The sequence below is a fragment of the Leptospira ryugenii genome, from assembly GCF_003114855.1.
In the GTDB taxonomy this organism is placed as follows: Bacteria; Spirochaetota; Leptospiria; order Leptospirales; family Leptospiraceae; genus Leptospira_A; species Leptospira_A ryugenii.
Genome location: NZ_BFBB01000002.1, coordinates 641,749 through 661,840 on the forward strand (window position 1 = coordinate 641,749; position 20,092 = coordinate 661,840).

Here is a 20,092-nt window from a genome sequence, read left to right on the forward strand (position 1 = left end):
ATATTGTGCTGGAAGGAGATGGAAGATTACGTACGCATTTTTGACACAACCTTACGAGATGGAGAACAGTGCCCAGGTGCGGCCATGAGCGAAGATGAAAAGGTAGAAATTGCCTTACACCTGGCCAAGATGAATGTAGACATCATCGAAGCCGGATTCCCCATTTCATCCCCTGTCCAATTCCAGGCTGTGTCTCGCATTGCACGAGAGGTTGAGGGCCCTACCATCTGCGCTCTTGCCCGTTCCCTTCGACCAGACCTGGAGTCGGCGCGAGATGCCATCAAAGCCGCAAAGAAACAAAGGATCCATACCTTCATTGCCTCATCCCCCATCCATATGAAACATAAATTGGGTAAGAGCCCAAGCGAAGTCTTACAAATGGCCAGGGAAGCAGTTCGCATGGCCAGAGGTTTTGTGGAGGACGTGGAATTTTCACCTGAGGATGCAACTCGTTCGGAATGGGAATTCCTGAGAGAACTTGTAGAGGCCGTCATTGAGGAAGGTGCAACTACCATCAACATCCCAGATACCGTCGGTTATACGACACCTCAAGAATACTTTGAGCTCTTCAAGTTCCTAAAAGAAAAGGTAAAGGGTGCCGATGCAGTCATTTTTTCAGCTCATTGCCACAATGACCTCGGATTAGCGGTCGCGAACTCTCTCTCGACTGTGCTTGCCGGTGGACGCCAAATCGAATGCACCATCAATGGCATTGGAGAACGGGCGGGCAATACGGCGATGGAAGAAGTTGTCATGGCCCTTCGGACACGGAAGGATACCTTTAAAGTTGAAACAAAAATCGATACAAGCCTCATCACCAGGGGCTCGCATTTGGTCAAAACCATCACCGGGATGGTAGTACAACCTAACAAAGCCATAGTTGGTGCCAATGCCTTTGCTCATGAATCCGGCATACACCAGGATGGAGTGATCAAAAATAGACAAACCTATGAAATCATGACACCGGAGTCTGTTGGTTTAAAATCCAATCGTATGGTATTGGGTAGACATTCTGGCAGAGCTGGTTTTAAAGACCGCATCATTCGCCTCGGCTTTGATCCTCGAGAAGAAGAATTGGAAAGTGCCTACCAGAGATTTTTAGAGATTGCAGATAAAAAGAAAGAAGTGTTCGATGAAGACATTTCAGCACTCTTCCAAGCACAAACACGAAAAAACCAAGTAGAAGGGAAATACCAACTCCTTTCCTTTGAACAAAACACAGCTTCTCAAAAAACGCCAAAAGCAAAGGTTAAGATTTTAACCAACCAAGAAGAAAAGGAATCAATCGCCGAAGGCGATGGTCCCGTGGACAGTATCTTTAAAGCCATCGATCAAGTCACTGGCTTTCAACCCTTACTCTCAAGGCTTTTGATCTCCCCAGTTACAGAAGGGACGGACGCCATGGCGGAAGCATCTGTCACTTTGGAATATGCCGGCAAACGTGTTGTCGGTAAGGGAGATTCAACAGATATCATAGAAGCTTGCGCACTTGCATATATAGATGCGCTCAACCGTCTCTAATATGAAAACAAGCCAAATCAGTCCCAGAAAGGAAGTCTTAGGATTAAGCCCCTACACGCCAGGCGAGCAACCCAAGGTTGGGGAAAGAGTGATAAAACTCAATACCAACGAAAATCCATACCCCCCCTCTCCAAAGATCAAAGCCGAAATCCAAGAAATCTTGGATAAAGGATTTCTTAGGAAGTATCCACATTACAACTCTGAGGCTCTACGGAATAGCATTGCAAAAAAGTACAAATTGCACCCTGACCAAATCCTAGTGACCAATGGAAGTGATGAGGCACTTCGTTTGCTATTTCAAGCAGTATTAGGTCCAGGAGATAGTATCCTTGCACCCGAGCCTACCTATTCACTCTATCCCGTTCTCGTAGAACAGTTGATGTGTGGAGTACGATTTGAAACCTCCCCTCTATTGTCAAACCTCCATATGAATCTTGAAGATCTACAATCTAGGCAAGCTAAACTACTTGCTTTCGCTCATCCTAATGCTCCAACAGGTATTAAAGAAGCAAAATCAGATCTTATATCACTCATCAAATCCTTTCCTGGTTACGTACTGTCCGATGAGGCTTACATTGATTTTGCGGAGGATGGCGAGAGTTTAATTGATGAAATCCAACACAACGCAAATCTCATAGTAACAAGAACTTTTTCCAAATCCTATTCCCTAGCAGGACTGAGAGTTGGCTATTTGGTCGCGTCGAAAGAATTGGTCGCAAACATTCAAAAATTGAAAGACTCTTACAATGTTGGGATGTTGGAACAAAAGATCGCTCAAATCGCCTTTGAAGATGAGACTTACTTCTCGGAATCAAGAAAAAAAGTAATCGTAGAAAGACAAAGACTGAAACAAGCACTCGAGGCTTTGGATTTTTTTATCCCAGAAAGCCATACAAATTTTTTGTTTTGCAAACCGTTAGGCGCTACAAGTCCCGAAGAAATCTATATTCGCCTAAAAGACCGCAATATCTTTGTGCGTTACTTTTCTAAAGGTATTTCTAGAAACTACGTTCGGATTTCAATAGGGACAAGTGAGGAATCTGATTTGCTTTTGGAAGCCTTACGAGAGATTTTATAAACACTCACCCCTTTCGAGAGGTGAGTGTTCCAATCCTTAGGATTGTATTGTGATCTTTGTCTTTTTCGGTTCTATTTTTGGTAATGTGAGTTCCAAAATGCCCTGTTTCATTTTTGCTTGGGCATTTTCCACATCTACAAACTTTCCGATGGTGAACTTTCTTGCATACCGCCCTCCTCGGAATTCTACAAGAGATGCCTCTTCTCCGTGGGAATGATCGAATTGAACGTTTCCTTCGATGCTTAGGACATCTTTTTCAACGCTCACTTCAACAGAGCTTTGGTCTATGCCAGGCATCTCAACAATGAGAATAAAGTTTTCCTTGGTCTCGTAGATATTTACGTTAGGCGAATATACTTTTTCTTCTTTTTTAGTCTGCTCTACAGTTGCTGTCGAATTTGTATTTTGGTTTGTCAATGCAGTCATGGCACTTCTCCTCTTATCCAAAATTAATGTTTATCTTTTTCGGTTTATCTTCTTCTCTTCTGGGCAGAAGGATTTGGAGCACACCGTTTGTATACTTTGCGCTCACCTTATCCGAATTAACTCGGAACGGAAGTTCAATGGTGCGAGTAAAATCTCCTGAGAAGATCTCTCGACGGTGCACTTCAGTTCCTTCTGCTAATTCTTCCGAGTTCTTCTTTCCGTGGATGGTGAGTAGATTGTCTTTCACCGAGATATCAATGTTTTCAATGTCCATACCAGGTACGAGGGCAGTCACTAGAGCCTCCTCCTCCTTAGTAAAGATATTCACAGGAGGGAAACTTCTTAAGTTCCCAAACTGTGCATCAAGAATCGATCTCGTGATCTCTTCATTGAAACGATCGAAATCCCTCCAGAATGGGTTATGTCTATGTGGGTTGTCTAAGATTCGGAATAACATCTGATCCTCCTATTGGCACTCATATGTTTTAACTGCTAATTAATTTAGCACTCTGTGTCTTAGACTGCTAATTTCAATCTTTTTTTTATTTTCTTAGGAAAAAAATAGATTTTTCCCCAGAAAATCTTGGAAAATGATGCTAACATGCACCCCCTCGAGAGATTAGAATCCTTAGGACTTAAGCTTCCCGCCGTTCCCCAAGCCCTTGCACTGTATCTACCCTCGCAAAAAGTAGGAAATTTGGTCTTCACCTCGGGCCAATTGCCTTTGGTAAACGGCGCTCTTGAGGCCAAAGGGAAAGTAGGAGAATCCGCGAGCCTTGAACTTGCCAAAAAGCAAGCTGAGATTTGTTGCCTGAACGCCCTCTCTACTTTACTCATGCATATCAAGGACTTAAGCGAGGTTAAAAAGATTGTAAAACTGGGTGTCTACGTTGCCTCCCATCCTAATTTTACAGAACAGCATTTGGTTGCGAATGGTGCATCTGAACTCTTGGTCTCTCTGTTTGGCGAACAAGGTAAACATGCTCGTTTTGCGATAGGAGTCAGTTCCCTGCCTTTGGATGCAATTGTTGAATTAGAATTGGTTGCGGAAGTATAATGGAAGTTTTGCGTTCTACGATTGCATTTATATCCTTTTCCATTCAACTCATTCCGCTAGTTCTATTAGGTTGGTTAGAGCTTTTCAAATCTGGATTTCTTTTTTTATACCGCTTCTGGGAGCAGAAGTTTCTTCTAGATAAACTTTTGTTCTTGGCCTTGTTCTTCCAGGCAGCTCTCAGCTTTGTCTCATGGTTCCAATACGAGATCCAGTTCTATGAGCAATCAGAAATCGTGAGCCTTTCGCCGAAGTGGAATTTCTTCTTTATTTTAGTTTCTGTTTTGAACTTTTTCTTTTTAGGTTTTTGGAAGACAAACTGGAACCGGATGTGGTTTTTTTCGAGCCAAATGCTTTTGTTGATCCTACTCTTTTGGGGCTACTTGGAACCAGAAAGGTATTTTTATGAATTCTTAAAACACACCGATGTCAAAACAAGACCGATCTTCTACTTGTTTGCAGGTTTTTCCCTATCCTCTTTTGTCTTGGCCTACTTTACATTCCAAGAAGAGGATAGAAAATTTGAAATTAAGTAAGTTTACAATTTAACTAAGTCCAAGGATTCATTGGGCTCCGCTTTCAATCGCACCTCGTAACTCTGTTTCTTTCCATCTTCAAAGAGAAGAACCTTTGCTAGTGGCTTTCCGATTTCAAGGTCTATCAATCTTTGAATAGGCCTTGCTCCCATTTCTTTGCTATATCCTTTCTTTGCAAGATATCCTCGGGCTTCGTTGCTCAATTTCAGTTCGATGCCTTTTGCTTTTGCTTTTTCAGATAGCTCACCAAACATGCGCACTACTATGTTCTCGACAATGGCAATCGATAAATGATTGAACTCAATAATAGAAGTCAAACGATTCCGAAATTCTGGACTGAATGTCCTCTCGATTGCTTTCATGCTTCTATCATCATACTCATGAGGCTCAAAACCCAACAAAGGTTTAGCTCTATCGGTTGCCCCAGTGTTTGTAGTTAGGATGAGGATAACCTGACGAAAGTCTGCTTTTTTACCGGTGCTATCCGTTAAAGTTGCATGGTCCATAACTTGGAGAAGAATATTGTAAATATCCTCGTGTGCTTTTTCAATTTCATCCAAAAGTAGTACACAATGCGGATTTTTTGAGATTGCATCCGTAAGTTGGCCGCCTTGGTCATATCCAACATAGCCTGGTGGAGATCCAATGAGTCGAGACACCGAGTGTTTTTCCATATATTCACTCATATCAAATCTTTGGAAATGGATTCCCAAACGATTGGCAAGAGTCTTTGCCACTTCAGTCTTTCCTACACCCGTAGGACCTACAAATAAAAAGCTACCAATTGGTTTTGTCTCTTCGGAAAGACCGGAACGAGAATACAATATGGCATCTACCACTTGTTCGATGGCTGTATCTTGGCCAAACACATGGGCTTTCATCTCTTCGGATAATTGTAGGAGTTTCTTCTTGTCGTCTGTTTTAACTGTTTTTGCAGGTATTTTTGCTATCTTAGCTACAAGCGTTTCCATCTCTTGGGTACTGACAATCCGCTTAGTATCCTCTTTGTGCGTGTCTCGAAGTTTAACCAAAGCACCAGCCTCATCCATCAGGTCAATGGCCTTGTCAGGTAGCTGCCTCTCTCTTAAGTATTTATCTGAAAGTTCTACGGCTGCTTTGAGTGCATTGGCACTGTACTTTACTGCATGAAAGGTCTCATACCTTTCTTTTAAACCTTGGAGGATTTTCACCGCATCATCTAAACTTGGTTCTGCTACTTCAATTTTTTGGAACCGTCTGCTAAGGGCATGGTCTTTTTCGAAAATAGATTTGTACTCCTTGTAGGTAGTTGTCCCGATGCACTTCAATTCCCCATTCGCAAGGGCCGGTTTCATCAAATTAGATGCATCTAAACTGCCACCTGACACAGCACCAGCTCCTACAATTGTATGGATTTCATCAATGAATAATACTTTATGGGAGTCACCTTGTACTTCTGTGAGAATGCCTTTCAATCTCTCTTCAAATTCACCACGAAACTTCGTACCAGCCATCACAAGGCCCATGTCCAATGAGTAGATTTGTGTATCCAGAAGACTCTTCGGAACTTTGGCTTCCACAATCCTTTGTGCTAAGCCTTCTACGATGGAAGTTTTGCCCACGCCGGCTTCTCCCACAAAGATAGGATTGTTCTTTCGTCTCCGGCTCAGAATGTGAATGGTTCTTTCAATTTCATCACTGCGGCCTATACAAGGGTCCAACTTACCAGCCCTTGCTTTTTCTGTTAGGTTGACACAAAATTTCTCCAATGCGGATTTGCCTTGGTCTGCATCCTCGGTTTCATTTTCCTCGTCTGTAAAAAAATCATCCTCTTGTTTTGACTTTTTTGTACCGTGCGAAATGTATTTTACGACATCTAGTCTAGTGATATTTTGTTTTGCTAGGAGATAACAAGCATGGCTATCTTCCTCACGGAATAATGATACAAGAACGTTTGGACCTTCCACTTCTTCTTTTCCATGATTTTGCACATGGAAAACTGCAAATTGGATTACATACTGTACCCCAACGGTATACTTGGGCTGTGTTTTAATATCAGGTACGGAAATAGAGGAAAGGTCATCCGCAAAGTATTGGTTTAAATCTGATCTGAGTAAATCTAAATCACAACCTACATTCAGGAGTATTTCTTTAACTTTTGTATTGAAACTCAGTCCATATAACATATGTTCCAAGGTTATAAACTCATGGTTAAACTTTTCTGCTTCTTTTTTGGCGATTTCGAGAGACTCTTCTAAATCTGTTGATAATTTCATCTATTCCTCCTCTTCTTTTGCGAGACGGCATTGGAGTGGATGGCCCGCTTCCTCTGCATATCTATGAACTTCTTCTACTTTTGTTTGGGCTACATCCAATGGATACACCCCACAGACCGCTGATCCAGTGGTATGTGCAGTCCACATAATCTGCTTTGACTCTTCCATGGACTTTCGGAATACCTTTGCTAAAACCCAAACCACAAACTCTTGGGGAGTAAAATCATCATTGATTAGGATTACCTTGTAACGACTGGGTTTTTTTAGTTTTACTTTTTCCTTTTCCAGTAATCCAACATCACTATCTATCTTTCTCTTTGTATCTGCCATACTAAACCTGCCTTAAGGCCTTCAAAGGAGAGTGCGCATTGTAGCCTTCTATATTTGCTCTCTCCATTTCAATTTCCTTTTCCAAATAGCGGTAAATAGCCTCACTCCCTGATTCATGGTAGATATAATGAAGGCTATGCATGGGAACTGCTTCATATCCGCGTAAAAATTTATGCTCACCCTGGGCACCAGCCTCTACTCTCTTCAATTGGTTTTGGATGGCATAGTCGATCAACTGGTAATAACAACACTCAAAATGCAAATTGGGGACATAGCTAAGAGCACCCCAATAACGACCAAATAAGTACTCTCCTCGAAGGAAATTAAAACTCCCCCCCAAGGGCTCTCCTTGTGGAGATTTTGCTAGGACCAAGTGGATTCTATGCTTCATAATCTTAAAAATCTCGCGAAAAAATTCTCGATTCAGATAGGCCTGACCCCATTTTTTGGAATGAGTATCCATATAAAAGGAATAAAACAAATCTGCATGTGCCGCTTCGATCTGTTCACCGACTAAGGTTTCTAATAAGATTCCTGATTCTTTGATTTTTTTTCTTTCTTGCCGAATGGTTTTTCGCCTTTCTTTTACCAATGAAGAAAGAAAGTGTTCAAAATCATTGTACCCCTGATTCAACCAATGGTATTGGTGCGATAGCCTAGGGTGGAATCCAACGGACACTCCCAAAGATAGCTCTTCTTCTTTGCAAAAAAGAATATGGACTGATGAAATTTGAGATTCCTTCCCAAACTCTTTTGCATACTCTAACAGTGATTTTATGATTTTTTCTTTTTTTTCCTGGTTTAAACTTCCGCTAATAAGTACTCTCTGTCCAGTAACAGGAGTAAAAGGGACACAGGAAGTAAATTTGGGGTAGTATGAAATGCCTGCACGATGGAAGGCGTTGGCCCATTGGAAGTCAAAGATGAACTCTCCGTAGGAATCAGACCTCTGGTAGAGTGGAAAAGCAGCAACGAGTTGTGAATCCTGCCAATAGGCAAATATGAATATCTCCCAATCTCTGCCTTTCTGTATACAACCTGTTCGTTCTAAAGTAGAAAGAAAGCCCCACTCTTGGAAGACAGAATCATCGGGAACGAGGGCATTCCATTCCTCTTCCCTAAAATCGAAAAAACTTCTATGGACTTTGATCTCTTCAGCCAAAAAGGAACCGCTTCAACCTTTAGACTTTCGGCTTAGAGGCTCGGGCTCTGTTTCTTCCGCACATGCTCTAAAAGTTTTTCCAAACTAGGATTTTCGGAGTCGAGAGCCCAGGCTGCATTCAAAATGATCTCTGCTCTTACAAAATTTCTGTCCGCGAGGTAGGCTTGTCCAAGGTTTAAGAGATTTTTCACATGCTGTGGGTCCCGTAGCCGAACCCTTTCGCCAAAATCGATTGCGGTTTTTAGATCCCCAACCTTTCGTGCGGAATACGCGGTCACATACATAATCTCAGTATCCATTGGTTTGATTTCGGAGTAATCTCGAGCAATCCGCTTTACCTTTTCAAAATCTTTGTTTTTGAGATACAATTGGATGAATTTCTTTTTGATTTCTGGAATGTTTACCTCTAGACTGTGTGCCTGTTCCAGATAGGAAATAGCTTCTTTCAGATCTTTTGATTCCGTGGCCTCCCGAGCCTTCAATAGGAGAGATTGTACTTCCTTTAACCTTTCCCTTTCCACACGGACTTTTTCACGCTCCTCATGGAAGGAAATACGGAGAAGTGACAGGTCATCTGTAAAACTTCCAATGGCGCGAAGTTCTTCGTAAATCAATTCCAATTCGCCTTTTCCTCGTTCTACGACTTTTAAAAAGAGCCTTTCATCCTCATTGATAATTCTCTTTCCGTCGGCAGTTAGTGAAATGAGGAGATCATCGCGTCCATCAGATCCAGCAATCACAACATCTCCAGGTTCTAATTGGAAAGTACGTATGAATATATCTCCTTCCACACCTGATGTACCCAATTTTCGAAACATCAATTCATTTTCCAAAAAGGAAGCAATGCCATCTCGGTACAGCACCATCCATGGGTGCTCAGCATTGATGAAATAGAGAAGGCCCGTTTCGTTGTCAATGAGTCCCAATACCAAGGACACCAACATACTTCCATCAAAACCTTCAAAAACCTTGTGCAATTCCACAAAACTATTTTTGATCCATCTCTCGGGGTAGGAGCGTCTTGCTTCTGGTGAGATTTGCGTCCTCGTGATGATCGATTCAAACACAGAACCAAGTACTAAAGCTCCGCCTGCGCCCTGCATGGATTTACCCATGGCGTCAGCATTCAAAAAAACTGTATAAACTTTATCATTCAGAAGGATTTGGTTTGCTATGTTTAAGTCTCCACCGATCTCTTTGGCATGTTGGCGGAATGTAAATTTTTTCTTTTGTTCTAAGAGGAAGTCAATTTGCACTTTATCCGAATGCACATGGTTAGCTGAGAAAGGTTGCAAAAGGAGTGAAGTTAAGAAATAATCTCCATCCTGCTGGTCTTTCAAGGCTCTCACCTCTTGTAAGGTGTTTTCCAATTCCTTGGTCCTCTCCTGGACTTTTTCTTCCAACTGACTCGCATATTGTTGAAGTCGTTTTCTTGCTGCCTGGATGGAACGCACCATTCTATTGAAAGACCTAGCCATAAAGCCAATGTCATCCTCCACATGGATGCTGAGCCGGTAATCCAAGTTCCCAGAATTCACTTCCGTTAAGCCATCAATGATCTCTTTGATCGGGCGGATGAGTGCTCGGCCAAAGAAGAATCGAAATCCAAAGATCACAAGCACAGCCAAACCCAAACCACCATACATCCAAGGTAAGGTGACTTCATGCTGGAAATCTCTATACCTTTCGTATGGGAACCCTACTTCGTGGACCTGCGAGGTAGATAAGTCAGGTACAAAATAACTGATATAAAACTGCGCTTTTGGATTTGCTTCAGTAAACTTTACCTTGCCTCTGTAATTCCTTTCTCCTAAATAAGGAACGGGTGCTAACATATGATCGATCTTGGAATAGAGGGCTTCATCAGCTTCGCTTCCATCCAAGAGCTGTTGGATATAGAGGTGAAAGCCGCTATGCTTTCCCTCTTTTTGGGAAAAAAGAGACCTTCCCTTGGTTCGAATCTCTGCTGGCTGCAGTTCTCTCCATTTATTCCGTGTATAGATGATTTTCTTTTGGATAGACTCAAGATACCGGACCAAATCTTGGGCGGTCTGACATTCACCTGCTTGGATTGCCCTCCTTAGCTCTGCTTGGTAGGCATTGGTTGATTCAGGAAGGCTTTGAAAGATCCTCCGCACACTCGTATCCAAGGAATCTGTTTCAGAAAGGTTGGAAAGTGAGGCAAGCATCCATACATTCCAAAACTCTTCCACATACTCATTTGGGGAAAATTGACCACCTTCCGGGTCTTTCAATGACTTACCTGTTTGCGATGCGAGGGAGTACGAAAAATAAAAACTCGTATCATTCGGAATCTTATTGCTTTGCACAACCGATTCGGATTTTTGAAAGTAGATCATATCAAAACTACTCTCTGTTTGGTGGATGGAAAAATAAGCCACAAGCTGGATCACCAAGAGAAAGGTAGCCAAGGCAATACCTATAATGCGTGATAGGATTGTTGTTTTGTCCTTTGTGCTATTGATGTATAAGACAGTAGATAAAAATAGTCCAACAACTAATAACAAATCTGTTATGGTTTGGTAGAGTCCCCTTTCGAAGGCTCCATCACGTGATTGGATATTCAAAACTCCTGGTATTATGGTTAATAATGCAAAAGACATCATAATCCCAAAGGAGGCAATCCTCGACTCTTTTGGCATTTTTCTGAGTTGGATAAAGTCTAAAATGATAAAGGTTACAAAGTACAAGACAACCATGATCCCATACATTTTGTAAAATTTTGGAACGGGAAAATCCCAATAATGCCCTGAAAAATAGAAAACTCTTCCGGAAGGGAAGCTAACAAAAATAAAGTAGAGAGTTGTGATCAAAATGATGAGCAACAAAACTCTTAATACTATTTTTCGAGTCTTAAGGTAGTATTCTTCTGGAAAAGATAAAAAGAAAGCACACAAAAATGTAGCACCTAACATTGCATTTGGCATGACTAGCCAGCGTAAATAAGCGGAGCCAGGTCCCATGAGGGAAAAGCCAATCAGATAAGCGGTGTGAAACAAACCCAGAGAAAGTGTGGCCATTCCTAAAAATAATGTGGCCTTTGACTTTTCCTTCACTGTTAAAAAGAATTGCGCATTGAAGAAGGTGAAGATCACACCCACAAGCGAGCCAAACGAATAAAAATCAAATGCGATCGGACCCCAAGAACCCATAATGCGGAGAAATCTAATCGGTTAAGTAAGAATTGTCAACTTCGAAGTTTTTTTCTGGAAAAATATATGCCTAGAAAGAGCAAAACTATAAAGATAATAAAAATGCTTACAATTCGATTGTAGATCGATAGACTAACAATAATTTGATCCCATCGGTCACCCAAAAAATAACCTGCATAAATGAGAAGGCCGCACCAGAGAGAAATCGCAATGGTGTAGTAGAAGAGAAAGGAAATGGGTCTCATCTGGCTCATTCCCGCAATGATGGCAACAAAGAATCGTATCCCAGCTGAAAACCGAGACAGGATGATGAGTAGAACGGAATAGGATTTAAACCAAGCAATGGTCTTGTGAAAATTGTCCTCTTCGTATACATTCCGTAGCCAAGGAAAACGAGAGACTTTCATCCAATCCAGGATCTGTTTTCCAAAGAAAAACATCGTGAGTGCCCCCACCCAGTTTCCGAGTAAAGTCGCAAGGAGGAGCTGCCATACATAAAAGGGGGCATCCAATTTCGAGACTAGAAAGCCAGAAAACACGACAAAGGTATCCCCGGGCCAAGGAGGAAAAACATTTTCAAAAAAATTGGAAAAGGCAAAGAAAAGCAAAAGAGCCCAAATTGGCAATTGAGAAAACTCACGAACAAATTCACCCAAGGAGCCTAAAACGTCCACGTGGGAATCAGAACCTCTTTTACAGAATGTGCAACAAAGTTTTAAAAAAATGGATGGAAGGATAGACCTCTCTCTCATTTGCTTTCCCTATGCTTAGAATTTTCTTTTGTCTGGCGCTCTCGTTTGCTGCTTTTTCTTGCCAAGGAAATGGCCAGGAAACAGAGGATACCTTTTCCTTTGATCGACTCAGCCTGAGCAAATACCCTACAAAAGTACCCACTTCGTTGCCGAGATCATTTCTGCCACAAAATGCAAAGTATGTGAATGCAATTGAATTGAGATCTGGATTTTCCAATCCCAAGGAAGCCTACCTCTCACTAGAATCGCAGGACAGTATGGAAGAAATCCAAAAGGTTTTGGAAACTAGAAGTAGCTTTGGAGATTGGAAATTGGTCCAGAAAGAGAAAGTTGATACCAAGGTCGTGTATCTCTTTGAAGGATTTATAAAAAAATCTATGACAATTATTGTTTATAATAAGGGCGACCATCGTCTCTTAAAGTATTACTTTAAAAAACAAACAAATTATTAAATCACGATGCCAAATTGGTTTGAAAATAAAAATGAAATCTTCGTATACCTTCTATTAGGTTTACTTTCCTCCGCAACTTTATACTTATTATTTTTTGTATTTAAACCTTACTTATGGGCATTCTTTCTCTCAGTTTTGTTTTATGTAACCACGCGAAAGTTTCATAACCGATTGCGAATTTTCTTAGGGAGCCGCTTTGGTTCCGTCAGTCCTTATATCATGATCTTACTCATGCTAGCTGGCGTGGTCATACCGTCGTATTTGATCCTCTCCTCCATCATTCTTGAATCCCTAAATTTTGTGAGTTATATACGAAACCAACTCTCCGAGGAATCTTTAGTTGCTCTCTTGTTAAATTCTCCTTTGCTCACAGATTTCTTTTCCGAAAATGAATTTTTTTGGATCAAATTGCCTGGGATGTACCGCGAATATGTGGGAGCACATATGGATGTACTCAACCTAGACTCGATTTACAGTATCTTAAAAAATTCTTCTGGATTTTTATTTGGATCTTTTGAAGTACCGGGCACAATTTTTTTCAACGTATTTTTTACCTTTATTTTGCTCTTTTTCTTTTATAAAGAAGGTCATAGAATAGAGAATGCTATATTTAACAACTTACCATTCCCTGAGGAAATTGAAGAAAGGCTCGGCAAACGGATTGAAGATGCCATTCGTACGGTTATGCTTGGTAATTTTTTCGTCTCTCTACTGCAAGGTGTTGCTATTTACATCATTCTCATCTTTACACCGATTCAAAATAAAATTCTTCTCTCGAGCATTGCCACTATATTTTCTTTGATACCTGTCGTTGGTACTTCTGTTGTATGGGCACCTGTAGGGATTTACATTGGACTTGTACAAAATGCCTGGACAGTTGGTGTCCTTGTGATGATCTTTGGTGCCGCTGCTTATTTGATTCTAGAAAATTTTGTAAAACCTAAAATCTTAGATAAAAAATTAAAAACTCATCCTTTCCTAATTTTTTTGTCTTTAATCGGAGGATTGCAAGAGTTTGGTTTTGCAGGGATTGTCATAGGTCCCATGGCATTGACGTCCATAATCATACTCTGGGATTTCTGGAAAATATTCAAAGAAACGAGATTTAAAGACAAGAATGCCTAGCCCAGACCAAAGTTTAACAGTCTCAGAGCTCAATCGCTTAGTAAAACAAACATTATCCGAGGAAGAAGGTTTAAAAAATATTTGGGTAAAAGGAGAAGTTTCCAACTATTCCCAAACTGCTTCCTCCGGACATATGTATTTCTCTTTGAAGGACCAGGCAAGCGTTATCAAGTGTGCCTTTTTTTCTTTCCAGAGCAAGCACTACAAAGGACGACCCATCAAAAATGGTATGGAGCTGAGAGTATTCGGCTCCATATCTGTATATGAACCAGGTGGCTATTATAGCTTTTCCGTCCAAAAAGTAGAGGAATTAGGGGAAGGTGATATTCTCTTACAAATCGAAAAGCTCAAACAAGAGCTAGCTACCCAAGGGATTTTCAATATGGAGCACAAAAAACCTCTTCCGAAATTCCCGAAACGATTGGGGATAGTTACTTCGCCCAAAGGAGCTGCCGTTGAAGATATCATTCGAATCGCGACAGACCTTAACCCTACCATACAAATATTAGTATCTCCTTGTATAGTCCAAGGTGATGAGGCACCGGCTTCCATTTGTCAGGCGATCGAAGCTTTAAATGATCCAAAATGGGATGTTGATGTCATCATTGCAGGTAGAGGGGGTGGAAGTTTTGAAGACTTAATGGCCTTCAATACAAAAGAAGTCGTACTCGCCTATTACAAATCCCGCATTCCCATTATCAGCGCTGTCGGACACGAAATCGATCGAGTGCTTACAGATCTGAGTGCTGATGCCACAGCCCCTACACCAACAGCAGCAGCAAAGCTAGCCATACCCAATCTCTCTGAAATTTTATTAAAGATTGAAGAAACCGAAGAAAGATTGGATTACGCATTAAAAAATCTCACTCTACTATACAAAGAAAAGTTAACAGGCGTTTATTCTAGAAGTGTTTTTCAAAATCCTCTTGCTGTATTAGAACCACGGTATATAGCCACCGATGATGTCATGAACCGAATTATGCTTCTTGGTAAGAATTATATCATGCAAAAAAGAAATAACTTCCTACGCCAAGACACCATCCACGAAAAAATGAGTTCAGCCTTCCAAAAGAAGATACAATCATTTGAACTCCTGCATTCTAGAGTGGAACACTTTTCGCCTCTAGGAACTTTGAAGAGAGGATTTTCAGTGATTCGGAATGAGAAAAAAGAAGTAATCCAATCCATTGAGCAGACAAAGGAAGGTGAGCTTTTGGAAATTATATTAGAAAAGGGCAGACTCCAAGCGCAAGTTAAAGAGAAGATGGTGAGTAAATTATGACCGATAAAAAAAACATTTCATTTGAAGATGCACTGTTAGAACTAGAAACCATTGCTGAGAAATTGGAAAAAGGCCAACTCTCCTTGGAAGATTCCATCAAGGCATATGAAAGAGGTATGGAATTGAAAAAAATCTGCTCGGACCGTCTCGCCGAAGCTGAAGCAAAGATTGAATATTTGGCCAAAGGCCAAAATGGACAGATTGTTAAGGAAACAGTCAAAAAGAAAAAAGGCGAGACTTCTGAGAAAAGTGAGGACGATCTGTTCTAAATGATGGGTTCATATGGAATATATGTATTCCTATATTTGATCATTACTGTTCTCATTGGTATCATAGCGGCACGACGCGTTAAAAATGCAAAAGACTTCATATTAGCAGGTAGAAGTCTTCCTCTCCCTATCTCCACGGCCGCTCTCTTTGCAACTTGGTTCGGAAGTGAGACCATTTTAGGTTCTTCTGTCGAATTTGCAAAGGGCGGCTTTCTTGCAGTTATCCAAGACCCTTTTGGTGGCGCACTTTGCCTTCTTTTACTTGGGATCTTCTTTGCAAAATCACTCTACCGTATGCAAATCCTCACGTTTGGAGATTTTTACCGAGACCGCTACGGAAAAAAGATGGAATTCATTGCTGGGATTTGCCTTATCTTTTCCTACTTCGGTTGGGTTGCCGCACAATTTGTAGCATTGGGAATCATGATGCAAATAATCTTTGGAGTCTCGCAAGTTGTAGGACTCAGTGTGGGTGCTGTCTTAGTTGTTTTTTATACATACCTAGGTGGGATGTGGTCTGTATCACTGACTGATTTTTTTCAATCGATCAGTATTTTGGTAGGATTGGTTTTTGTTTTTTTCCAAATCAATGAGGTAAAATCAGTTTGGGCAAGTTTACAAGAAACACCGCCAGGTTTTCTTAATTTTTTTCCTGAGGCTAGCTACGATGCTTGGGTAAAGTATCTAGCAGCTTGGATGGTCGTAGGCCTAGGCTCCTTACCTCAACAAGATATCTTCCAGAGAGTGATGTCAGCAAAATCTGAAAAAGTCGCAGTCCTTGCTTCGTATCTCTCGGCCATCATCTATTTGAGTTTTGCCATGATACCCTTGTTACTTGGTCTATTAGCTCACCAGCTACTACCTGAACTCTCACTTCATTCCGAGGATTCACAACTATTAATCCCACGGCTTGTATTACACTTTGCAAGTCCCCTTGTTCAAGTTCTCTTCTTTTCAGCTTTGATCTCCGCAATCCTTTCAACAGCCTCCGGAGCGATTCTTGCCCCCTCTTCTATTCTTTCTGAAAATATTTTAAAGTACTTTTTAAAAACTAAAACGGACAAAAGTTTACTGAAACTATCTAGAGTTTCTGTATTGGTCGTTGCCATTATCTCCTATGCCCTAGCAGTTGGAAAACCTTCCATTTACGCCCTTGTGGAAGATTCTAGTGGACTATCTCTAGTTTCCATTTTTATCCCAATGGTTTTTGGATTGTGGAGCCAAAAAGCAAGCGAACAGGCAGCACTGCTATCTTTGTTCACAGGAATCGCCACCTGGGTTGTGTTAGAAGCTATGGATCTAGAGATGACTAGTCACTTTTATGGAACTTTGACAAGTCTTATGGCAATCCTTCTTGGGATGAAACTATTCCCTAAAGTCCCAGAGACTGCAGCAATAACCAAGTAAAGACATCTTTCATTTGTATACCAAGCGCCTCAGCTTGTTGGGGGATGAGACTAGTACCTGTCATGCCTGGTAAGGTATTTGTTTCTAGTACATAAGCTGTATCAGCTTTGATGATAAAGTCAGAGCGTGAATATCCTCTGCAATTCAAAATTTTGTGGCAAAGCAAAGCGTATGTTTGTAAGGTTTTAGTCATCTCTTCCGAAACCTCAGCCGGTGTGATTTCAATACTGCCACCCTTGGTGTACTTAGCGGTATAATCAAAAAATTCTGATTTGGGTCGAATCTCTGTCGGAACGAGAGGGAAAGGCTCCCACACATTTCCATTCTTTTTTTCTAGAACACCTATGGATACTTCTTTACCAGATATCAACTCGGAAAGAAGAACTCTTGACTCAGTCACAAAGATTTTTTCAATCAAGGTGATTGCTTCTTCTGGAGTTTTTGCAGGTCCTGTATTTACACTAGAACCACCTAATGTTGGTTTAATGAAAATAGGAAATCCAAAGGGTAAATTCAAGACAAAACGCTTTACGTCTTCCTTTCCTTTTTCGAGCTCTACAAATTTTGCAACGGGAATTCCTGCGAGTCCAAAGAGTTGGTTCGACCTAAGTTTATCCATAGCTAAAGCCGAAGCCATAACTTGAGACCCTGTATATGGGATTTGGTGGATTTCCAAAAATCCTTGTAGGGAGCCATCTTCTCCTTGTCCGCCGTGCACACCCAAAAAAGCAGCGTCCAATTTCAAAACCGAAAGGAGGTGTTTATCACTTGTCAGATCGATTTCATTCTCTCGTATGAATCTTTCGGAAAATATCTCTTCTGTCATGCCTTCCGGATGGGGAAATTTTGCCTCAAACTGATTCGGGATGTACCACTTTCCCCTAGTACCAATGTAGATCGGAATGACTTGAAAGTCGTTTCTATCAATGGTTTGGTAAATGAAAAAGGAAGAACGGATCGAAATCAAATGCTCCGAAGAAATCCCTCCAAAAATAAGCCCAATTCTTTTTTTACTCATGAAATCACTTGATTGTTCTGATTATCATTTTCACGATAAGCAAGTGTCAATTGTTTATATGCGGAAGGTCCTTTCGGTATTTCTTTTTCTTGGATTGACACTGTCCCTAGAGGCAAAACTCCCCAAAACATTTTCAGAGGACCTTCCTTCGGATTACTTTCAATTTTGGTTTTTGTATGAATCGGAAAAAAGGGGTGCACAAAATGGATTTTGGATCCGCCCTCTCTATGGGTCTTGGCAAGACCCAAGCACCGCCTACCGCTTCAAAACTATCCTAAGCCCTATTTTTTTTAAGGAAGAAACAAACCATTGGTATTCCTGGTCCTCCCTCTTCTTTTTCACTGGTACTGGCTTCAAACACGAAGAAGGTGATGATGAAGAAGATATCTTCCTAAGCCCTATTTTTTTCTGGGGCAAGGGAGATACTCCGAAAGAAGAATACATAAGCATCTATCCGTTTTATGGAACCATGCGAAATAAAATTTCCTACCAGAAAATTCGTTTTTTCGGATATCCACTCCTTCTATTTCCACTCTATTCCGAATGGTCATATAAAACGTATGAAGCAAAGTCTATCCTTTGGCCACTCACATTAAGTGGAAAATCGGAAACAAGAGATGAATTCCGCATTTTTCCCTTCTATTCTCACAAGGAACATTTAGGGAAGTACAAACGTTATTCGATCCTATGGCCTTTCTTCCAATGGGGCGAAGATCGCATGGACAAGAGAGAGCCTACTCAGTATAAAGTTTTTTTTCCTTTTTACCTCTCAAAGGATACAGAATCTGGTTCAATGAAAAGCCGAGCTTTTCTTTGGTTTCCCATTCTAAATTCATTGTTTTCTTACGGCTTTGACAAGAAGACAAAGCAGAAGAACCTTTCCTTTCTTTTCTTCTTTTTCCAATTCACTAGCTCGGAAAAAAAAGATACAGAGAAGTTCGTAATCTTTCCTTTGTATGGATATTCATATTTTGCCAATAAAGAAGCAGAGTTTATCACACCTTTTTATATCTCACTCAGCCAGAATACAAATCACTTAAAGGCAAAATCTTACTTTGTATTCCCAATTTTTTCGCATATGAAGCAAGAATACCCAGGAACCGGACGAGATGATTTGTACTGGAAAGTATGGCCGATTGTTCGCTACCACAAGGACAGTGAAGGAAATACCTCATGGAATACCGTTTCCCTCATTCCAGTTCGTTTTGAGTCCATGGAGGATATGTGGGAACCAATTTTCTCCATCATTGAATATAAAAAACTAGTGAATGGAGAAAAACGACTCCACCTCATATCTAGGCTTTATACCCAACGTTGGACAGAATCTGAATTTAACCTCCATATCCCTTTGTTAGCTGAGTACAAAAAATCCGAGAAAGGATTTAAATATGACTTTTTGTATGGCTTTTTGGGAATTGACACACAAAAGGAAAAGAATACCTTTAAATTGATTTGGCTAATTGAAATATGAAACTCTATTTTTCGCAAAAATTTATTCCTTATATCGAAGCCATAGGATTTACCGTTTTACTTTTGTTTCGTGCCTTTTCTCAAACGCCACATGTCGTTTTTAAGCGCAAAGAAATCATAGAACAGATGTACATTTCAGGAGTCGGTTCTCTGTTTGTAGTGAGCATAGTTTCTGTATTTACGGGGATGATTATGGGATTAAATACCGGACTGGGTCTGCGTGATTTTGGAGCGGAAGGTCAGATTGGTTTACTACTTACGATCACACTCACGCGAGAGATGTCTCCTTTTATGACTTCCCTCATTTTAGCTGCCTCAGTTGGTTCAGCAATGGCAGCAGAGATCGGGACAATGAAAGTATCAGAGGAGATTGATGCCTTAGAGGTGATGTCCATCAATCCTGTGCGATACCTTGTAATGCCTCGCATCTTTGGATTTTCGATTATGGTTCCCGTATTGTGTATTTACTCTTCTACATTAGGCATATTAGGTGGCGCAATCGTAGGTCATTTCCAACTGGGTATAGATATTCTTTCCTACTTCCAGGATGTGAAGGATCGAGTTTCCTCCATTCCAGGCCTAAAGGATCTCTACGTTGGAATTTTTAAAGGCTACGTATTTGGTTTACTCATTGCCACAATATCTTGTAGCCAAGGCCTTCGTACAGAAGGTGGTGCGATTGGAGTTGGGCAAACGACAAGGAAAGCTGTTGTCATTTCCTTTTTAACGGTCATTTTCTTTGGTTATGTGATAACGGCGATTTTTTATAAGTGAGCAAAACA

General features: G+C 40.9%; 19 protein-coding genes. 11 read left to right on the forward strand and 8 right to left on the reverse strand.

Annotated elements, in window-relative coordinates; translation table 11 throughout:
- The first annotated feature begins 18 nt into the window (after nucleotides 1–18).
- Together DI060_RS03775 and hisC are read left to right on the forward strand one after the other, a co-directional pair.
- Nucleotides 19–1,521, forward strand: coding sequence for a 2-isopropylmalate synthase (locus DI060_RS03775; protein ID WP_108973819.1), 1,503 nt, complete (start codon nucleotides 19–21; stop codon nucleotides 1,519–1,521).
- Entirely contained in the window at nucleotides 1,502–2,599 is a 1,098-nt protein-coding gene (gene hisC / locus DI060_RS03780; protein WP_244594264.1) for a histidinol-phosphate transaminase, read from the forward strand. The genes DI060_RS03775 and hisC overlap by 20 nt, the downstream gene beginning before the upstream one ends.
- Nucleotides 2,600–2,635: 36 nt before the next feature.
- Here the strand turns inward: hisC and DI060_RS03785 are convergent, their stop codons facing one another.
- Together DI060_RS03785 and DI060_RS03790 are read right to left on the reverse strand one after the other, a co-directional pair.
- Entirely contained in the window at nucleotides 2,636–3,025 is a 390-nt protein-coding gene (locus DI060_RS03785) for an Hsp20/alpha crystallin family protein (protein WP_108973821.1), read from the reverse strand.
- Nucleotides 3,026–3,038: 13 nt separating this feature from the next.
- A complete protein-coding gene (locus DI060_RS03790; RefSeq protein ID WP_108973823.1) occupies nucleotides 3,039–3,482 on the reverse strand; it encodes an Hsp20/alpha crystallin family protein in 444 nt (147 codons plus the stop codon).
- A gap of 144 nt (nucleotides 3,483–3,626) precedes the next feature.
- Between DI060_RS03790 and DI060_RS03795 the strand changes: the two genes are divergently transcribed.
- Both DI060_RS03795 and DI060_RS18885 read left to right on the forward strand, forming a co-directional pair.
- Nucleotides 3,627–4,082 carry a RidA family protein gene (locus DI060_RS03795; RefSeq protein ID WP_108973825.1) on the forward strand — a complete coding sequence of 152 codons (456 nt, stop codon included), beginning with the start codon at nucleotides 3,627–3,629 and terminating at the stop codon, nucleotides 4,080–4,082.
- Nucleotides 4,082–4,615, forward strand: coding sequence for a hypothetical protein (locus tag DI060_RS18885; RefSeq protein WP_167836904.1), 534 nt, complete (start codon nucleotides 4,082–4,084; stop codon nucleotides 4,613–4,615). The genes DI060_RS03795 and DI060_RS18885 overlap by 1 nt, the downstream gene beginning before the upstream one ends.
- Nucleotides 4,616–4,617: 2 nt before the next feature.
- Here the strand turns inward: DI060_RS18885 and clpA are convergent, their stop codons facing one another.
- The 5 genes from clpA to DI060_RS03825 are packed head-to-tail and all read right to left on the reverse strand — an operon-like array spanning nucleotide 4,618 to nucleotide 12,287.
- Nucleotides 4,618–6,870, reverse strand: a complete 2,253-nt coding sequence (gene clpA, locus DI060_RS03805; RefSeq protein ID WP_108973827.1) for an ATP-dependent Clp protease ATP-binding subunit ClpA — start codon at nucleotides 6,868–6,870, stop codon at nucleotides 4,618–4,620.
- Nucleotides 6,871–7,200, reverse strand: a complete 330-nt coding sequence (gene clpS / locus DI060_RS03810) for an ATP-dependent Clp protease adapter ClpS (RefSeq protein ID WP_108973829.1) — start codon at nucleotides 7,198–7,200, stop codon at nucleotides 6,871–6,873.
- Nucleotide 7,201: 1 nt separating this feature from the next.
- The gene (locus DI060_RS03815; RefSeq protein WP_108973831.1) at nucleotides 7,202–8,362 is read right to left on the reverse strand and encodes a GNAT family N-acetyltransferase; all 1,161 of its coding nucleotides are present in this window, start codon (nucleotides 8,360–8,362) and stop codon (nucleotides 7,202–7,204) included.
- A gap of 32 nt (nucleotides 8,363–8,394) precedes the next feature.
- Nucleotides 8,395–11,535 (reverse strand): SpoIIE family protein phosphatase, encoded by a 3,141-nt coding sequence (locus tag DI060_RS03820; protein ID WP_108973833.1) that lies wholly within the window; start codon nucleotides 11,533–11,535, stop codon nucleotides 8,395–8,397.
- 35 nt (nucleotides 11,536–11,570) lie between these two features.
- Nucleotides 11,571–12,287: a DedA family protein gene (locus tag DI060_RS03825; protein WP_108973836.1), complete on the reverse strand. Its 717-nt coding sequence runs from the start codon at nucleotides 12,285–12,287 to the stop codon at nucleotides 11,571–11,573.
- Between the two features lie 11 nt (nucleotides 12,288–12,298).
- Here DI060_RS03825 and DI060_RS03830 point away from each other — a divergent pair, with 11 nt between their 5' ends.
- The 5 genes from DI060_RS03830 to DI060_RS03850 are packed head-to-tail and all read left to right on the forward strand — an operon-like array spanning nucleotide 12,299 to nucleotide 16,822.
- Nucleotides 12,299–12,739: a hypothetical protein gene (locus tag DI060_RS03830; protein WP_108973838.1), complete on the forward strand. Its 441-nt coding sequence runs from the start codon at nucleotides 12,299–12,301 to the stop codon at nucleotides 12,737–12,739.
- A 6-nt stretch (nucleotides 12,740–12,745) separates the two neighbouring features.
- Nucleotides 12,746–13,864 carry an AI-2E family transporter gene (locus DI060_RS03835; RefSeq protein WP_108973840.1) on the forward strand — a complete coding sequence of 373 codons (1,119 nt, stop codon included), beginning with the start codon at nucleotides 12,746–12,748 and terminating at the stop codon, nucleotides 13,862–13,864.
- Nucleotides 13,857–15,146 (forward strand): exodeoxyribonuclease VII large subunit, encoded by a 1,290-nt coding sequence (xseA, locus tag DI060_RS03840; RefSeq protein WP_108973842.1) that lies wholly within the window; start codon nucleotides 13,857–13,859, stop codon nucleotides 15,144–15,146. Before DI060_RS03835 ends, xseA begins: the two co-directional genes overlap by 8 nt.
- Complete coding sequence (locus tag DI060_RS03845) at nucleotides 15,140–15,415, forward strand: exodeoxyribonuclease VII small subunit (protein ID WP_439956884.1); 276 nt, start codon at nucleotides 15,140–15,142, stop codon at nucleotides 15,413–15,415. Before xseA ends, DI060_RS03845 begins: the two co-directional genes overlap by 7 nt.
- A 3-nt stretch (nucleotides 15,416–15,418) precedes the next feature.
- The gene (locus tag DI060_RS03850) at nucleotides 15,419–16,822 is read left to right on the forward strand and encodes a high affinity choline transporter 1 (RefSeq protein ID WP_108974063.1); all 1,404 of its coding nucleotides are present in this window, start codon (nucleotides 15,419–15,421) and stop codon (nucleotides 16,820–16,822) included.
- Here DI060_RS03850 and DI060_RS03855 read toward each other — a convergent pair.
- Nucleotides 16,788–17,840 carry a D-alanine--D-alanine ligase gene (locus DI060_RS03855; RefSeq protein WP_108973846.1) on the reverse strand — a complete coding sequence of 351 codons (1,053 nt, stop codon included), beginning with the start codon at nucleotides 17,838–17,840 and terminating at the stop codon, nucleotides 16,788–16,790. The genes DI060_RS03850 and DI060_RS03855 overlap by 35 nt on opposite strands.
- A 58-nt stretch (nucleotides 17,841–17,898) precedes the next feature.
- Here DI060_RS03855 and DI060_RS03860 point away from each other — a divergent pair, with 58 nt between their 5' ends.
- The gene (locus DI060_RS03860) at nucleotides 17,899–19,311 is read left to right on the forward strand and encodes a hypothetical protein (RefSeq protein WP_108973848.1); all 1,413 of its coding nucleotides are present in this window, start codon (nucleotides 17,899–17,901) and stop codon (nucleotides 19,309–19,311) included.
- The gene (locus DI060_RS03865; protein ID WP_108973850.1) at nucleotides 19,308–20,084 is read left to right on the forward strand and encodes an MlaE family ABC transporter permease; all 777 of its coding nucleotides are present in this window, start codon (nucleotides 19,308–19,310) and stop codon (nucleotides 20,082–20,084) included. Before DI060_RS03860 ends, DI060_RS03865 begins: the two co-directional genes overlap by 4 nt.
- The last annotated feature ends 8 nt before the right edge of the window (nucleotides 20,085–20,092 follow it).

Excerpts from the sequence above, each read along its gene's own strand:
- xseA (WP_108973842.1), top strand. The coding sequence starts at position 13,857 with ATGCCTAGCCCAGACCAAAGTTTAACAGTCTCAGAGCTCAATCGCTTA.
- DI060_RS03820 (WP_108973833.1), bottom strand. The coding sequence starts at position 11,535 with ATGGGTTCTTGGGGTCCGATCGCATTTGATTTTTATTCGTTTGGCTCG.
- clpS (WP_108973829.1), bottom strand. The coding sequence starts at position 7,200 with ATGGCAGATACAAAGAGAAAGATAGATAGTGATGTTGGATTACTGGAA.
- hisC (WP_244594264.1), top strand. The coding sequence starts at position 1,502 with ATGCGCTCAACCGTCTCTAATATGAAAACAAGCCAAATCAGTCCCAGA.
- DI060_RS03860 (WP_108973848.1), top strand. The coding sequence starts at position 17,899 with ATGCGGAAGGTCCTTTCGGTATTTCTTTTTCTTGGATTGACACTGTCC.
- clpA (WP_108973827.1), bottom strand. The coding sequence starts at position 6,870 with ATGAAATTATCAACAGATTTAGAAGAGTCTCTCGAAATCGCCAAAAAA.
- DI060_RS18885 (WP_167836904.1), top strand. The coding sequence starts at position 4,082 with ATGGAAGTTTTGCGTTCTACGATTGCATTTATATCCTTTTCCATTCAA.
- DI060_RS03795 (WP_108973825.1), top strand. The coding sequence starts at position 3,627 with ATGCACCCCCTCGAGAGATTAGAATCCTTAGGACTTAAGCTTCCCGCC.
- DI060_RS03865 (WP_108973850.1), top strand. The coding sequence starts at position 19,308 with ATGAAACTCTATTTTTCGCAAAAATTTATTCCTTATATCGAAGCCATA.
- DI060_RS03855 (WP_108973846.1), bottom strand. The coding sequence starts at position 17,840 with ATGAGTAAAAAAAGAATTGGGCTTATTTTTGGAGGGATTTCTTCGGAG.
- DI060_RS03825 (WP_108973836.1), bottom strand. The coding sequence starts at position 12,287 with ATGAGAGAGAGGTCTATCCTTCCATCCATTTTTTTAAAACTTTGTTGC.
- DI060_RS03835 (WP_108973840.1), top strand. The coding sequence starts at position 12,746 with ATGCCAAATTGGTTTGAAAATAAAAATGAAATCTTCGTATACCTTCTA.
- DI060_RS03790 (WP_108973823.1), bottom strand. The coding sequence starts at position 3,482 with ATGTTATTCCGAATCTTAGACAACCCACATAGACATAACCCATTCTGG.
- DI060_RS03785 (WP_108973821.1), bottom strand. The coding sequence starts at position 3,025 with ATGACTGCATTGACAAACCAAAATACAAATTCGACAGCAACTGTAGAG.
- DI060_RS03830 (WP_108973838.1), top strand. The coding sequence starts at position 12,299 with ATGCTTAGAATTTTCTTTTGTCTGGCGCTCTCGTTTGCTGCTTTTTCT.
- DI060_RS03850 (WP_108974063.1), top strand. The coding sequence starts at position 15,419 with ATGGGTTCATATGGAATATATGTATTCCTATATTTGATCATTACTGTT.
- DI060_RS03775 (WP_108973819.1), top strand. The coding sequence starts at position 19 with ATGGAAGATTACGTACGCATTTTTGACACAACCTTACGAGATGGAGAA.